Raw genomic sequence first — 15,527 nt, 5'->3', positions numbered from 1 at the left:
CCGATTTCCTCCGGCGTGCCGTAGCGGTCGAACGGGATACCGGCGAGGGTGGAGGTGTAGACGTCCGGCGCTTCGGTCTTGCGCCGCTCCCAGCTGCCGCCGGGGAACTCGATGGAGCCGGGGGCGATGCAGTTTACCCGGACCCGGTCGGCGGCGAATTTCTTGGCGTGGCTCTGGGTCAGCTGGATGACGGCCGCCTTGACCGCGCCATAGGGGATCGAGCCGGAAGCGCCGATACCGGAGATCGAGGAGATCGTGAGGACGGAGCCTTTGCTCGCAACCAGATGCGGATAGGCCGCCCAGGTCGCCCGGACCACGCCCATCAGGTCGACATCCATGCTCTTCGCCCAGCCATCCTCGTCATCGGAGGCGCCGAAGCCGGAGGGGTTGTTCACCAGCCCGTCAATGCCGCCGAGCGTTGTTGCCGCCGCGTCTATATAGGCTGCAACCGCATCCGCGTCCGCAACATCGCAGGGCGCGGTATGGACCACGCCGCCATGGCGCGCGAGCTGCTCCGCCGCAGCCGTGAGACTGGCTTCGGTCCGACCGCAAATCGAGACGGACGCGCCTTCCGCCGCGCAGGCGTCGGCGATTGCCAGTCCGATGCCGCGGGTGCCGCCGGTGACGATGATTTTCTTGCCTTTGAGTCCGAGATCCATACTGCCGCTCCCCATTTGAAAATTGTCATTCCCGTGCACACGGGAACCCAGCGATCACAGAAACAATCCTATGATCTCCACCTCCCTGCTTTCGCAGGGATGACGACTGAAAACAAGATAACGCCCGAGAGATCAGGCGTTTTGATTAAGTCCGAGCGCGTGCCCGGCGAGATAGAGAGAGCCGCAGATCAGGAAGCGCACGGACTTGCCCTTTTTTTGGCTGTCGCGCAGCGCCTGCTTGACGCTGGAAACCGGAATGGCGGGCAGGGCCGCGCGCTTGGCGCCGTCCATCAGTGCGTCCTCGGTGAGGCTGTTTTCCTCGCCAGGGATCGGCAGGACATAGAGCCGCTGAGCCCGTCCGCGCATGTATTTCAGATAGGCGGCAGGATCGCGGGTATTGAGCGAGCCGAACAGCAGGTAGACCGGCAGGGCACCGGGCTCGGCCGCCCAGCCGTCGAGGATTTTCGCGACCGCTTCGCCGGCGCTCTCGTTATGGCCGCCATCGACCCAGAGGCTGGAGCCGGGATTGAGATATTCCGTCAGAGCGCCGCTTTCCAGATGCTGCATCCGGGCCGGCCACGAAGCCTCGGCAATGCCCTTGGCGCGGGCGCCTTCGGTTGTCTTGACGGAGGCTTCGGCGAGATCGGCCGCCATCAGCGCCTGTCCCGCATTGAGAACCTGATGCGCGCCGAGCAGCCCCGGGCGCGGATAGCGCCGGGTCTTGCCGCCGGTGCTGAAAAGCATGCCGTCGCCGCCCTCGGCAATGGTCCATTCATGACCGAACCGGTAGAGCGGAGCGCCGACGTCCGCCGCGCGGGCCTCGATCACTGCGAGCGCCGCCGGGTCTTGCGGGCCGATTACCGCCGGGACGCCGGGCTTCAGGATGCCGGCCTTCTCGAAAGCGATCTTCTCGATCGTGTCGCCGAGGAAACCCATATGGTCCATCGAGATCGGCGTAATGACGGAGACGGCGGGCTTGTCGATCACGTTGGTCGCGTCGAACCGGCCGCCGAGCCCGACTTCAAGCAGCAGAACGTCCGCCGGGGTGCGGGAGAAGGCAAGGAAAGCCGCTGCCGTGGTGATTTCGAAATGGGTGATCGGCGTGCCGCCATTGACCCGCTCGCACTCTTCCAGAATCGCGACCAGGGGCGCGTCCTCTATCTCCTTGCCGGCGATATAGAAGCGCTCGTTGTAGCAGACGAGATGCGGCGAGGTGTCGGCGTGGACCTTGCGGCCCGCGGCCTCGTAGATCGCCCGCAGCATGGCAATGGTCGAACCCTTGCCGTTGGTGCCGGCGACATGGATCACCGGCGGCAGCTTTTGCTCCGGATTGCCGAGCAGGCCGAGCAGCCTTTCAAGGCGATCGAGAGACAGGTCGATCAGCTTCGGGTGCAGGCGTTGCAACCGGTCCAGGATCGTCTGCGGCGAGAGCGCGGGTACGGAAATCTCAGGATCCTCCAGCGGCGGGATACGCTCAGCTCTCGCTGTCGTCCTCTTCGCTCTTCGGCTTGTCCGTTTTCGGCAGGGCGACGACGACTGCCTTCGGCAATGGGTCGCGGACCATAGAGAAGACGCGGATCAGCGTGTCGCGCAGATCCTTGCGGTGCACGACCATGTCGACCATGCCGTGCTCAAGCAGATATTCCGAGCGCTGGAAGCCGTCCGGCAACTGCTCGCGGATGGTTTCCTGGATGACCCGCTGACCGGCGAAACCGATGATGGCTCCCGGCTCGGCAATATGGATGTCGCCGAGCATGGCGAAAGAGGCGGTGACGCCGCCCGTGGTCGGATCGGTCAGCACGACGACGAAGGGCAGCCCGGACTCGCGGACGATCTCCCGCGCGATCACGGTGCGGGGCATCTGCATCAGCGACAGGATGCCTTCCTGCATGCGGGCGCCGCCCGATGCGGGGAAGACCACCAGCGGAGCTTTCTGGGCTTTCGCAAGTTCGGCCGCGCGGACCAGCGCATCACCAACCGCGGCGCCCATGGAGCCGCCCATGAAATCGAACCGGAACAGGGCCAGAACCACCGGCGCCCCGCCCATCTTGCCGTGCGCGACGATGATTGCATCATCCGCGCCGGTCTTTGCCTGGGCTTCCTTGAGGCGGTCCGTATAGCGCTTGCGATCACGGAATTTCAGCGGGTCGAGAACCGGCTTCGGCAGCTCGATCCGGTTGTAGCTGTCATCGTCGAACAGCATTTCCATTCGGGTTTCCGCGCCGATCCGCATGTGATGCTGGCAGTTCGGGCAGACCTGCTGATTTTCCTCGAGATTGCGGTGGAAGATCATCTCGCCACAGCCGCCGCACTTGATCCAGAGATTGTCCGGAACATCGCGCGGCTGCACCAGCGCCTTGATCTTCGGCAGGACCGAGTTGGTGATCCAGTTCATATCCGTCCTCTCCGCAGGCTGCGGTGATTATACTGTTCTAAGACCGGGCGTTCCGTACACCGGCTGCAAGGTCGGAGACAAGCGCGGTCACGGCGCCGACGGTCTTGCCGGTCGCCTTGCCGGACCCGTCGAGCGAATCCCTGATGGCATCGACCACGGCCGATCCGACAATGCAGGCATCTGCCACCGTACCAACGGCTGCGGCCTGCTCTTTCGTCTTGATACCGAAACCGACACCGATCGGAATATCGGTATGCTTGCGCAGGCGTGCCAGGGCCGCCGTAACCATGTCGATCGGGACTTCGGCTGTTCCGGTGACCCCTGCGATCGAGACATAATACAGGAAACCGCTGGTGTTGGTCAGTACCGTCGGCAGGCGGGCATCGTCCGTTGTCGGCGTTGCCAGCCGGACGAAAGGCAGGCCGCGCTTTACGGCGGGCAGGCACAGCTCTTCGTCTTCCTCAGGCGGCAGATCGACAACGATCAGACCGTCGGCTCCGGCCTCGATTGCGTCGGTGAGGAACCGCTCGACCCCGTAGATATAGATCGGGTTGTAGTAGCCCATGAGAACGACCGGCGTGGTCTTGTCGTCTTCCCGGAAAGCACGGAGCTGAGCGAGGGTCTTTACCATACTGCCGCCGGCCTTCAGCGACCGCTGGCTTGAGGCCTGGACCGACGGGCCGTCCGCCATCGGATCGGAAAATGGCATGCCGAATTCGATCATGTCAGCGCCTGCACCCGGCAGAGCCTTCATGATGGCAAGGGAGGTCTCGGGGTCCGGATCGCCGGCGGTGATGAAAATGCCGAGACCGGCGCGGTTCTCGGCCTTCAGGGCCGCGAAAGACGTGTCGAGGCGGGAAGCGGTGTAAGCCATCAGAGTTCGCCCATTTCTTCGAGCCGCGGAATCACCGCATCCAGATCCTTGTCGCCACGGCCGCAGAGATTCATGACCACGATTTTGTCTTTCGCCAGATCGCCGATCATGGAGCCGACATAGGCCAGCGCATGGCTCGGCTCCAGAGCAGGAATAATGCCTTCCAGCTTGGAGCACAGGGCGAAGGCTTTCAGTGCGTCCGTGTCGGTGGCGCTGACATATTTCACCCGGCCGCTCTCATGCAACCAGGAATGCTCCGGGCCGATGCCCGGATAGTCGAGACCGGCCGAGATCGAATGCGCCTCGGTGATCTGCCCGTCATCGTCCTGCAGCAGGTAAGTCCGGTTGCCGTGCAGCACACCCGGGTTTCCGCCGGTGAGCGATGCGGCATGCTCACCACTGTCGATGCCGTGTCCGGCCGCTTCGACACCGAAGATCTCGACGCTCTCGTCATCCAGGAACGGGTGAAACAGGCCGATGGCGTTGGAGCCGCCGCCGATGCAGGCGACCAGCACGTCCGGAAGCTTGCCTTCGGCTTCTTCAAGCTGCCAGCGGACTTCTTCGCCGATGATGCTCTGGAAATCGCGGACCATGGCCGGATAGGGATGCGGGCCGGCGGCCGTGCCGATGATGTAGAAATGGGTTTCCGCCTTCGAGACCCAGTAACGCAGGGCCTCGTTCATGGCGTCCTTCAGGGTGGAGGAGCCGGAGGTCACCGGAACCACCTTCGCCCCAAGCAGGCGCATGCGGTCGACGTTCGGCTTCTGCCGCTTCACGTCTTCGGCGCCCATGAAGACTTCGCATTCCATGCCGAACAGGGCACAGGCGGTCGCGGTGGCGACACCGTGCTGGCCGGCGCCGGTCTCGGCGATGATCTTGGTCTTGCCCATCCGCTTGGCGAGCAGGGCCTGGCCCATCACGTTGTTGATCTTGTGAGCACCGGTATGGTTCAGCTCATCCCGCTTGAAGTAGAGCTTGCCGCCGCCGAAATGCTCTGTCAGCCGGGGCGCGAAATAGAGCGCGCTCGGACGGCCGATATAGTGCTTCCGGTAATATTCCATCTCCGCCCAGAAGTCCGGATCGCCCTTCGCCGTCAGGTAGGCCTTTTCGACCTCCAGGATCAGCGGCATCAGGGTCTCGGCGACAAAACGGCCGCCGAAAATACCGAAATGGCCGTTCTCGTCGGGGCCATTGCGGAATGAGTTCAGGACTGGCGTGGAGCTTGCCATTTATCAGGCTTCCTCGTCGGATCGGGGCTTGTGGAGTCGAGGCGTGTATTCAGGACGCTCGCGAAACGCCGCATAATGCGTTGCGCGCCTTTGTAAGGCAAGGCTGGGAAGGGCATTTCGGGCGTTAATCTGCCTGCAACGCGGCGTTGACGAATGCCCGGATCTTGTCCGGGTTCTTCACGCCGGGCGCATCCTCGGCACCGGAGGCGGTGTCGACCGCCTTTGTGCCGGTTACCCGGATGGCTTCTGCAACGTTCGACGCATCAAGCCCACCTGCCAGCATCCAGGGTGTCTTGCCCCTGTAGGCCTGGAGCGCCACCCAGTCGAAAATGAGCCCGTTACCGCCGGGCAGCTTGTCCTTGTCTTTCGGCGGCTTGGCATCGAACAGGATGACGTCGGCGATCCCGTCATAAGCTTCCGCCGAGCGCGCATCCTCAGCCTCGGCGACACGTATCGCCTTCATGACCGAAACGCCGTAGCGGGCCTTGATCTCGCGGACCCGGTCCGGGCTCTCCTTGCCATGCAGCTGGAAGATGTCCGGGTGCACGTTCGTCCAGATTGCATCGAGGAGCGCGTCGTCGGCATCGACAACGAGGGCGACGACCTTCACTCCTTCCGGGACATGGCGCACAAGTTCCTTCGCCTCCTCGGGCGTGACAGAGCGCGGAGAGGGCGGAAAGAAATTAAGACCGATATGGCTGGCCCCGGACGCAGCGGTTGCCTCGACGGCTTCCGGCGTTCTCAAGCCGCAGATCTTGACGTCCATTGGTGTCTCGACTTTCTCGGTTCTCAGCGCTTTTCCGGGGCCGGCAGGGCTTTCCGGAGATCCTCGACTTCGTGGGCCTTGTGATCCAGATCTTCTTCCAGCCGCCGCGCCTTGCCTTCGGCCAGGCGGGCCCGGTGGCGGGTCGACCCGCCGCTGATCCAGGTGGCGACGACACCGAGGATGAAGCCGAACGCCATGGTGCAGAGGCCGAGAATATAGGCAGGCACCTCGACAATCATCGGCAACGGCCAGAAGCCGACCTCGACAAGGTGACGGTTGGAGATCGCGAACAGGACGACAACCGCCATGATCGGTAGCCCGATCAGCAGGAGAAGCGTCTTTGCAAAAAAGGATCTGCGGGCCATGGCACTACCGTAATTACGAAACTGCCATTGAATATAGGCGATCACACACGCGGATCGAAGCCCCCGTGACGCATTGTCCGAATGTATTTGTGATTCTGTCCGGAAGCCGGAAAGCTCTAGCCGTCGTTAATGCGGTCGCGCAGCTGCTTGCCGGTCTTGAAAAAGGGCACAAACTTTTCCTGAACGGGCACAGAGTCGCCGGTGCGCGGGTTGCGGCCGACACGGGCGTCACGCTTTTTCACGGAAAATGCACCGAAGCCGCGGAGTTCGACACGGTCGCCGCTTGCCAGGGCATCGGAGATCTCGTCGAAGATTGCGGAGACAATCCGTTCCACGTCGCGCTGATAAAGGTGAGGGTTCGCCTCGGCAAGACGCATGATCAACTCAGATTTGGTCATGTTTGCCACGCTCCCCCAATTGACCGTCTGGCTCGCTCTTCCCGCGCCAGGACTGGACATCGCCACAATAAAACCGAATTTTACCGTGGTTCGTCAAGTGTAAGTCTCTCATTTGCATAATAAAAACGCACTTCATGAAATCAGAAGTGCGGATTTGTCACGATGGATACGAAAACGGCGCCGCCCAAACCGGGGCGGCGCCGCATTTCGAGAAACAGTAGGACAGGCTATGCCTTAGTCCTGCTGTCCTTCTTCTCGCTGTTTCAGGGCCGCGCCCAGAATGTCGCCCAGGCTGGCGCCGCTGTCGGAGGAACCGTAGTCGGCCATGGCCTTCTTCTCTTCCTCGACTTCGCGGGCCTTGATCGACAGGGTCAGCTTGCGCGTCTTGTTGTCGATCTGGGTGATCTTGGCATCGACCTTTTCGCCAACCGCAAACCGGTCCGGACGCTGCTCGGAGCGATCCCGGGACAGGTCGGACTTGCGGATGAAGCCGTGCAGACCTTCGCCGACAGCAACCTCGAGACCGTTGTCGGTCAGCGTGGTCACGGTACAGGTGACAACCGCACCCTTGCGCAGATCGGAAGCACCGGACTCGAAGGGATCCTCGGAGAGCTGCTTGATTCCGAGGGAGATGCGCTCCTTGTCGGTATCCACGTCAAGGACCTTCGCCTTGACCATGTCGCCCTTCTTGAATTCCTTGATGGCTTCCTCGCCCGACTGCTCCCAGGAGAGGTCGGAGAGGTGAACCATGCCGTCGATCTCGCCGGAGAGGCCAACGAACAGACCGAATTCGGTGATGTTCTTGACTTCGCCTTCGATCTCGGTGCCGGCCGGATATGCGGTGACGAAATCGTCCCACGGATTGGCCATGCACTGCTTGAGACCGAGAGAGATACGCCGCTTCGCCGGATCGACATCGAGGACCATGACCTCGACTTCCTGGCTGGTGGAGACGATCTTGCCCGGGTGCACGTTCTTCTTGGTCCAGCTCATTTCGGAGACGTGGACCAGGCCTTCGATGCCCGGCTCGAGTTCGACGAACGCACCGTAGTCGGTGATGTTGGTCACGCGGCCGGTGAACTTGGTGCCGACCGGATACTTCAGATCCACACCTTCCCACGGATCGGCCTCAAGCTGCTTCATGCCGAGGGAGATACGCTGGGTCTCCGGGTTGAAGCGGATGACCTGGACCTTGACGGTCGCCCCGATCTGCAGGGCTTCGCTCGGATGGTTGATGCGGCGCCACGCGATGTCGGTGACGTGCAGCAGACCGTCGACACCGCCGAGATCCACGAACGCACCGTAGTCGGTGATGTTCTTGACCACACCCTGGAGGACCTGGCCTTCCTGGAGGTTCGCAACCAGCTCGGAGCGAGCTTCGGCGCGGGACTCTTCAAGAACGGCACGGCGGGAAACGACGATGTTGCCACGGCGACGATCCATTTTCAGGATCTGGAACGGCTGCGGCGTACCAAGCAGCGGGCCGATGTCGCGAACCGGACGGATGTCGACCTGGCTGCCCGGCAGGAAGGCCACGGCGCCGGAGAGGTCGACGGTGAAGCCGCCCTTGACCCGGCCGAAGATGGTGCCGGTGACACGCTCGTTGTTTTCGAAACCGGTTTCCAGAACCGCCCAGGCTTCTTCGCGGCGGGCCTTCTCACGGCTCAGCATGGCTTCGCCGTTACGGTCTTCCATGCGCTCGACATAGACCTCGACGATATCGCCAGGCTTCAGTTCGGCTTTCTGGCCCGGGTTGCCGAATTCCTTCAGCGCCACACGGCCTTCGGACTTCAGTCCGACGTCGATCAGAGCCGCATCATTGTCTACAGAGACAACGGTGCCCTTTACGACGCTGCCTTCGATGCTCGTGACGTCGCCAAAGGACTCGTCGAGCAGGGCAGCAAAATTTTCAGTCATTTCCGGTTCTTGGACCGCTCCGGCTGTATCAGCCATGTAAGCTCCTCAATGGGTCTTGCCGGAAAACCGAGGTTCGCCGGCATCTGTTCATGGTGGCTGTGCAAATTGGATTTGCGTCCCGCATCGCGGGACCGTTCCACCCGGTCCGGGGTTGGAACGCGGCTGAGCCTGTCAGCCACCGTTGGTTTCCAAAACCGGTCATCGGACCTAATGACTGGCATCTCTCATGTTCAGCAGTCTGTGTTGATCAGCCCGCGTCTCCGACTACCCTAAGTGCGGCCGCAAAGGCCTCGTCAGGGGTCATCGACGACGTGTCGATCAGGATCGCATCGTCCGCTTGCTTCATCGGGGCATCGCTCCGACCGGCGTCGCGGGCATCACGTTCACGCATATCCTGCAAAACGCGCGCATATATAGCGGCCTCGCCCCGTTCCTGCAACTCTTTGAATCGCCGTTCGGCCCGCGCTTCCACAGAGGCGGTGACGAAGAGTTTCCGGTCTGCGTCCGGGCAGATCACCGTACCGATGTCCCGGCCATCCAGAATCGCGCCACCGGCATTGCCCGGAGGATGCGTTGCGAATTGCCGCTGGAAATCGGTCAGTGCAGCCCGGACCATGGGGACCGCTGCGACCTTGGACGCGGCGGCACCGGCTTCGCCCGTGCGCAGATCGGGGCTGCCCAGCAGGTCGAGATCCAGCGTGCGGGCTGCTTCCGTGGCGGCCTCGGCATCTTCCGGGTCACCGTTTCTACGCAGCAACATGACCGCGACGGCACGATATAAGGATCCCGTGTCCAGATAGGCATAGCCCAGATGATCGGCCAGGCGCCGGGCGAGCGTGCCCTTGCCGGCAGCCGCAGGTCCGTCGATGGCGATCATCATGCAGCGGCTCCGCCGTCTGTCATGGTTTTGGCGATTTTCGCGCCGGCGCCGCGCATCAGGTCGGCGAAGCCGGGGAAGCTGGTGTCGATGGTCCGGCCATCGTCGATGACGACCGGCGCCTGTGCCCCCATGCCGAGGACGAGAAACGACATGGCGATCCGGTGGTCGAGATCGGCCGCAATTGTCGCGCCGCCCGCCACGCCGTTGGAGGAGCCGGTGACGGCAAGCGTATCCTCGCCCTCCTCGACACGGACGCCTGTGGCGGCAAGGCCGCGGGCCATGGCACCCAGTCTGTCGCTCTCCTTGACCCGCAGCTCACCGACACCGCGCATGATGGTTGCGCCTTCGGCAAAAGCGGCGGCGACGGAGAGGATCGGGTATTCGTCGATCATGCTCGGTGCGCGTTCGGCTGGAACCTCGATGCCCTTCAGCGCGCTGCTGCGGACCCGGATGTCGCCGATCGGCTCGCCGGCCTCGACCCGGCGGTTCGAGATCTCGATATCCGCCCCCATCTCTATCAGGGTCTCGAATACGCCGAAGCGCAGCGGGTTCAGCCCAACGGCGGGCAGGGTGATGTCGGAGTCCGGCGTAACAAGAGCTGCCACGGCCGGGAAGGCGGCTGAAGAAGGATCGGCCGGCACGACAATATCGCGCGCCTTGAATTCAGGCTGGCCGGTGAGCGTGATAACGCGCCCCTCGGGCAGATCCTCGACCCGCACCTCCGCTCCGAAATGGCGGAACATGGTTTCGGTATGGTCGCGGGTTTTTTCCGGCTCGATCACCGTGGTCTCGCCCGGCGTGTTCAGACCGGCGAGCAGGATCGCCGATTTCACCTGGGCAGAGGCGACAGGAAGCGTATAGCGGATCGGCAGCGGATCGGTGGCGCCTTCGACGCACAGCGGCAGGCGGCCCCCGGTACGGCCATGAAAGGCGGCGCCGATCTGGCTTAGCGGGGTAATGACCCGGCCCATGGGGCGGCGGCGCAAGGATGCATCCCCGGTAAAGACGGCATTGATCGGGTGGCCGGCGACCAGTCCCATGAGAAGACGGGCAGCCGTCCCGGAATTGCCGAGGTCGAGCACGTCTTCCGGCTCGTCGAGTGTGCCGATACCGCGTCCGAAGACTTCCCATGTGCCGTCGTCCAGCCTGTTCACGCTGGCGCCGAGTGCGCGCATGGCGGCGGCCGTCGCGAGTACATCCTCGCCTTCCAGCAGACCGGAAACCGCTGTCCGGCCGATGGCGAGGCCGCCGAGAATAAGGGAGCGGTGGGAGATCGATTTGTCGCCTGGAACCTTGAGTGTTCCGGTGAGGGCGGTGCTTTTGGATGAGCTTAGGGTCGTCATGGGGCTCTCACGGGGCTTTGCGCCGCTTAAAAAAACGCGTCGGCTTCGGGTTGACCGAAGGCTCTCTATCACAGAGGCTTGCGGCCTGTCTGGGAGAAATAGGCACGATTGGCGGGAATCGGGGTTCTCCATTGTGCATTTTCACTTTGACAGATACATGCATCACAGCTATTCGGCGCCTCGTTGAATAGCGATTTTGAGTCGAGTGGCTGTCGGAGAAACGACGTGGCAAAACCGGAATGGGGCATCAAGCGCACCTGTCAATCATGCGGCGCGCGCTTCTATGACCTGATGAAATCTCCCATCGTCTGCCCGAAATGCGAAACCGAGTACGATCCCGAGGCGGTGCTGAAAAGCCGTCGGGCGCGTCCGGTTCCGGTGGCGGACGTGAAGAAAAAGAAACCAGCAGAGGCTGAGGACGCTGAACTCGAGGAAGAGGACGATGGCGTCGAGGAACTTGCCTCGGATGACGAAAAGGCCGTCGTCGCAGATGACGCTGATGATGACAGCGATGATGATGATGCCGACGGTGACGACACGTTGATCGCCGATATCGACGATGACGCCGATGTTGACGACGCTCTTCTCGATGACGATGACGATGACGACGATGATGTCGTTGTTGTCAAAAAAGACGACGAAGATCTCTGATCGCAGGTCTTTTGACGATATCGTCAAAAAGCACTTGATCCGACGGACTGGGCTCGCTACATAGCGAGCCCACCCGCGCCGGGGCCCAAACCGGCGCAAGGTTATCGGGGCCATAGCTCAGCTGGGAGAGCGCTACAATGGCATTGTAGAGGTCAGCGGTTCGATCCCGCTTGGCTCCACCATCGAAGCCCGCCGGGAAACTGGCGGGCTTCGTCCATTTCAGGCCTCTTTCATTCGGAAATTACGGGTTCCCTAGTTTCTGCGCTCCCGTAAAAAAATGGAGCACGCAGCATCGCTTGGCGGGTATCTCCGAGAGCTCGTGTTTTGCGCGCGTTAATACCAGGTTGTTCAATTTCACCTTTATGCCAATTAAAAATTGATTTTCATCATAAATCTACTTTAGCGTCGGACATTGGGGCCGGTGATGACTGAATGCTGAAGCGCTTTATTGGCGCTGGAGATGCACAGAAATTGCTTAGTGCTCAAAACCTGGAACTCTTCCTCGAGTCAGTTCCCGACGCCATGCTGATCGTCGATTCCGGTGGTCAGATCGCCATGACGAACGGCCGCGTCGAGGAACTGTTCGGCTACTCAAAATCCGAACTGGTCGGTAGTCAGGTCGAGATGCTGATGCCGGCAGCGCATCGCAAACGCCATGTCGGCTTCCGTGAACGCTATGTCGAGGCGCCGCGAGCCCGCAATATGGCCTCCAATTATGAATTGCAGGGGGTCCGGCGGTCGGGGGAGCAGTTCCCTGTCGAAATCAGCCTCAGTCCTGTTCCTGTCGGAAGCGACATACTCATACTGAGTGCTATCCGGGACGTGACGGAGCGCCTTGAGCGGGAGCGGCGGGCGCGTGCAAACGAGGTTGAGCTCGAGAAGCTGGTGAATGTGAACCGCTTCCTGTTCAGCCTGTCTCACGAGCTCCGCACGCCGCTGAACGCGATATCTGGGTTTGCGGCCACTCTTCTGATGGGGCTCTCCGGGCCACTCAACGACGAGCAGCAGGATCACCTCAAAACGATCGAGCAAAGCGCGGAACATCTTTTGGCCCTGATCAATCAGCTTCTCTCGCTGATGCAGCCCGAATTCAATTCCGAGAACATGATTATCGAGAAAATCGATGGGCGCGATGCCGCCTCGGCGGTGTGCAAGATGATGGAGCGGGAAGCATCGGCCAAGGGCCTGTCTTTTAAGCTGGATGGCCCGGAGAAGCCGATCAAGCTCAAGAGCAGCCACCGCATGCTGACGCAGATTCTGATCAATCTCGTCGGAAATGCCGTCAAATATACCGACCGGGGAGACGTGACAGTCCGGATCCGCCGTTGCGGAAGAGGCGACGGTGCTGCCGTTCAGTTTGAAGTCACCGATACCGGCATAGGGATTCCCGACGAGGCGCGGGAGCGCCTGTTCGAAATGTTCTACCGGGCAAACCGGGACCAGGAAAAAGAAGGCACGGGGATAGGGCTTTTCATCAGCCAACAACTGGCTGTGCGGCTGGGAGGGCGTATCGAGTTCTCCTCGGCGCAAGGACAGGGCAGTAAATTCACCCTGTCATTACCCCAAAAGGGAGTATGAAATGACGACTCAGATTCTGGTCATCGAGGATCTGCCGGCGAACCTGAAGCTCTTGCGTGTTATCCTCGAGGCCTTTGGTTATAAGGTTCTGGCTGCCGAGGATGGCTATGCCGGGCTTCAAACCGCCAGGGAAGCGCGTCCCGATCTCGTATTGTGCGATCTTCTGATGGATGGTCTTGATGGGTTCGGGGTTGCCCGTGAGATTCGCGGGGACACGATTCTTAAGAGAGTTCCACTGGTCGCGGTCACCGCGCTGGTGACGGACGGTGTCGAGCAGAAAGTGTTCGATTCCGGCTTTGACGGCTATATCACCAAGCCGATCGAGGCACGAAAGTTCGTGCCTCAGCTTGAAAAATTTCTTCCGGAGAATCTCAGAACGTCAACCTTACCGCATTGAAGCGGTAAGGCTTCGGCGTCGCTGGTCTTGCTTGCCCTGTATACACACGATTTGGTCAGGCACCACTGCGCCTGAATGGCGGTGTTTCCTCAGGTTTTTTCCATGATTTTTTCGATGCAGGCCAATGCCAGTGGCCGGGAGGGACTGTTTGCACCGGGCAGCGTGGCCCAGCCGGAGTCCATGATCACATCGTCGCGATTATAGGTTTGCGCTTTTTCCAGTTCGGCCAGTGTCTTGGCTGCATTCGGGTCCGATATTGACCTGGCAACGCAGACTGGAACAAAAGCCTTTACGACTTCGACATCTGCCCTGTCAGAGGAAATTTTGTCCGCTTTGCTGCCGGTCACCCAGCCGCCCCAGGAAAAGCCCACTATCATGACAGTGACTGCACCAAGTCCAAAGCCAAGCACGGCTGGCTTAAGCCATTCAGGTAATGTCAATTTCCGATACTCCATCTGGCGGCGCCATGGCCGCAGGTTCAAATTCAGTGTGACGTTTCTTCGGGTAGGATCCGGCACTTTCTGTAAGCGCGGTTCCCTTTCCAGTGTAATGGTTTCAAAACGTCAAATATTTATTTCACACAAATATCTTTTTCTTATTGATGCAAAATATATTTGCAATATTTGACTGCGCACACCTGCGCACAATATTCGGTAAAAAGATAGGAATTGATTATATGTTTTGAATAAATATTTTAAAACCTGCTAATTCAGGCAGGTTTATTATTTTTATTCTGGTCATTGTGGGGCTCTGGCGTGTTTGGGGTTTGTGCGCCAGTTTGCATTAGTCAACGTCAGCCAACCGCGCGCGCGAGGGCGCGGGCAGCGGCGTTTCGCCCTGCTCGATACTGGATGGCCGATTAATCGTGAATATTGCCGCAAGGCTTAGACACCAGCTGGTGTCTAAGCCTATCTCCCGTCGTATTCAGCGATCACATATAGGCTGAAAGCAGGCACGGGCTATCGGTTGCTTGTCTCTAGATTCACGCTTTAACGGAGGGGCGTAGGATCTGAATAATTTCAAGCGGCTCGGAAGCGGTTGTACCGGCCACCGGGACGGAACCGGTCCAGATAGGTCGGCAGGATCGCTTCGCAGGCGGTCGGGGTGATGCCCAGATCTTGCAGAGTCGCTGCGCCTTCTGAAACCACATTATCGGATTTCAGCAGGACCACCTGATCGCGGGTCAGTGGCGGTGTCGGCAGCAATTCCAGGAAGGTTGCTTCAAGGGAGGCAAGCCAGAACGGGATATCGATCAGCCGGCATTTGCGTCCGGTCTGTGCCACCACCAGTTCCATCAGTTCCTTGAAGCTGTAGATGGTCGGGCCGCCGAGCTCGTAGGTCTTGCCTTCTGCTGCATCCGACGTCAGAGCCGCAAATGTGGCGCGGGCGACATCGTCGACATAGACCGGCTGGAATTTTGTATGGCCGCCACCGATCAGAGGCAGGAACGGCATCGTTTCCGCCATTCCGCCAAAGCGGTTGAAGAAATCGTCATCGGGGCCGAAGACGATGCTTGGCCGCAGGATGGTTGCGGCAGGGAAGGCACCTTTCACGGCCGCTTCGCCAGCGGCCTTGCTGCGAGCATAGCGGGATGCTGAGTTCTCGTCCGCGCCGATGGCGGAAACATGAACGAACTTGGTAACGCCTGCTTTCGCGGCTTCGGCTGCAATCACACCTGCTGCGGTGCCTTGAACTGCGTCGAACCGGTTGCGTCCGCTCTCGAACAGGATGCCGCACAGGTTGATGGCCATGTCCGCGCCTTCCAGGGCTGCGGCAATGCCATCTCCCTTGGTCACATCGACATGCACTGGCGTCACTTGCCCGACAACACCCTGCACCTTGAGGTGTTTGGCGCCCTCGACATCGCGGCAGCCGACGGTCACCCGGGCGCCCTGCTGCGCGAGTTCGCGCACGATGTTACGGCCGATAAAACCGGAGCCGCCGAAAACGGTGACCTTCTTGCCTCGGAACATGGTTGTTGTCCTTCTCAAGCGCGCCATTTCGGTCCCAGCAAAACCGGAGGCGCATTCCATAATCTTACCGCCGCTTATAATATAGCAGAGCGGCCCGGGCGA

16 protein-coding genes and 1 tRNA gene are annotated in these 15,527 nt (G+C 60.7%); 4 read left to right on the top strand and 13 right to left on the bottom strand.

Going from position 1 to position 15,527, the window contains the following annotated elements; all coding sequences use genetic code 11:
• The 11 genes from IG629_RS18550 to aroA form a co-directional block, all read right to left on the bottom strand.
• On the bottom strand, window positions 1-659 hold a 659-nt coding region (locus IG629_RS18550), incomplete at its 3' end, for an SDR family NAD(P)-dependent oxidoreductase (RefSeq protein WP_193173411.1).
• Window positions 660-791: 132 nt separating this feature from the next.
• On the bottom strand, window positions 792-2,063 hold the full coding sequence (locus tag IG629_RS18545; RefSeq protein ID WP_226886920.1) for a bifunctional folylpolyglutamate synthase/dihydrofolate synthase: 1,272 nt from the start codon (window positions 2,061-2,063) through the stop codon (window positions 792-794).
• A gap of 70 nt (window positions 2,064-2,133) precedes the next feature.
• Window positions 2,134-3,054 (bottom strand): acetyl-CoA carboxylase, carboxyltransferase subunit beta, encoded by a 921-nt coding sequence (accD, locus tag IG629_RS18540; protein ID WP_193173410.1) that lies wholly within the window; start codon window positions 3,052-3,054, stop codon window positions 2,134-2,136.
• Between the two features lie 37 nt (window positions 3,055-3,091).
• Window positions 3,092-3,928, bottom strand: coding sequence for a tryptophan synthase subunit alpha (gene trpA / locus IG629_RS18535; protein WP_193173409.1), 837 nt, complete (start codon window positions 3,926-3,928; stop codon window positions 3,092-3,094).
• Window positions 3,928-5,157, bottom strand: coding sequence for a tryptophan synthase subunit beta (trpB, locus tag IG629_RS18530; RefSeq protein WP_193173408.1), 1,230 nt, complete (start codon window positions 5,155-5,157; stop codon window positions 3,928-3,930). Before trpB ends, trpA begins: the two co-directional genes overlap by 1 nt.
• Before the next feature lie 124 nt (window positions 5,158-5,281).
• Entirely contained in the window at window positions 5,282-5,923 is a 642-nt protein-coding gene (locus tag IG629_RS18525; RefSeq protein WP_193173407.1) for a phosphoribosylanthranilate isomerase, read from the bottom strand.
• A gap of 23 nt (window positions 5,924-5,946) precedes the next feature.
• Window positions 5,947-6,288, bottom strand: coding sequence for a LapA family protein (locus IG629_RS18520; protein WP_193173406.1), 342 nt, complete (start codon window positions 6,286-6,288; stop codon window positions 5,947-5,949).
• 116 nt (window positions 6,289-6,404) lie between these two features.
• A complete protein-coding gene (gene ihfB, locus IG629_RS18515) occupies window positions 6,405-6,686 on the bottom strand; it encodes an integration host factor subunit beta (RefSeq protein WP_028467651.1) in 282 nt (93 codons plus the stop codon).
• 234 nt (window positions 6,687-6,920) lie between these two features.
• Window positions 6,921-8,639, bottom strand: a complete 1,719-nt coding sequence (gene rpsA, locus IG629_RS18510; RefSeq protein WP_193173405.1) for a 30S ribosomal protein S1 — start codon at window positions 8,637-8,639, stop codon at window positions 6,921-6,923.
• A 211-nt stretch (window positions 8,640-8,850) separates the two neighbouring features.
• The gene (gene cmk / locus IG629_RS18505; RefSeq protein WP_193173404.1) at window positions 8,851-9,483 is read right to left on the bottom strand and encodes a (d)CMP kinase; all 633 of its coding nucleotides are present in this window, start codon (window positions 9,481-9,483) and stop codon (window positions 8,851-8,853) included.
• The gene (gene aroA / locus IG629_RS18500) at window positions 9,480-10,826 is read right to left on the bottom strand and encodes a 3-phosphoshikimate 1-carboxyvinyltransferase (protein WP_193173403.1); all 1,347 of its coding nucleotides are present in this window, start codon (window positions 10,824-10,826) and stop codon (window positions 9,480-9,482) included. Before aroA ends, cmk begins: the two co-directional genes overlap by 4 nt.
• A 225-nt stretch (window positions 10,827-11,051) precedes the next feature.
• Between aroA and IG629_RS18495 the strand changes: the two genes are divergently transcribed.
• From IG629_RS18495 to IG629_RS18480, 4 genes are all read left to right on the top strand, one after another.
• Window positions 11,052-11,477, top strand: a complete 426-nt coding sequence (locus IG629_RS18495; protein ID WP_193173402.1) for a TIGR02300 family protein — start codon at window positions 11,052-11,054, stop codon at window positions 11,475-11,477.
• Window positions 11,478-11,583: 106 nt separating this feature from the next.
• Window positions 11,584-11,659 (top strand) — tRNA-Ala (locus IG629_RS18490).
• A gap of 289 nt (window positions 11,660-11,948) precedes the next feature.
• A complete protein-coding gene (locus IG629_RS18485) occupies window positions 11,949-13,055 on the top strand; it encodes a sensor histidine kinase (RefSeq protein WP_193173401.1) in 1,107 nt (368 codons plus the stop codon).
• Window position 13,056: 1 nt separating this feature from the next.
• The gene (locus IG629_RS18480; protein ID WP_193173400.1) at window positions 13,057-13,452 is read left to right on the top strand and encodes a response regulator; all 396 of its coding nucleotides are present in this window, start codon (window positions 13,057-13,059) and stop codon (window positions 13,450-13,452) included.
• An 89-nt stretch (window positions 13,453-13,541) separates the two neighbouring features.
• Here the strand turns inward: IG629_RS18480 and IG629_RS18475 are convergent, their stop codons facing one another.
• Both IG629_RS18475 and IG629_RS18470 read right to left on the bottom strand, forming a co-directional pair.
• A complete protein-coding gene (locus tag IG629_RS18475) occupies window positions 13,542-13,892 on the bottom strand; it encodes a hypothetical protein (protein WP_193173399.1) in 351 nt (116 codons plus the stop codon).
• A 579-nt stretch (window positions 13,893-14,471) separates the two neighbouring features.
• Window positions 14,472-15,425, bottom strand: a complete 954-nt coding sequence (locus IG629_RS18470; protein WP_193173398.1) for a complex I NDUFA9 subunit family protein — start codon at window positions 15,423-15,425, stop codon at window positions 14,472-14,474.
• Window positions 15,426-15,527 lie beyond the last annotated feature (102 nt).

The organism is Nisaea nitritireducens (assembly GCF_014904795.1).
GTDB lineage: Bacteria > Pseudomonadota > Alphaproteobacteria > Thalassobaculales > Thalassobaculaceae > Nisaea > Nisaea nitritireducens.
This window is presented reverse-complemented; position numbering and strand designations above follow the sequence as displayed.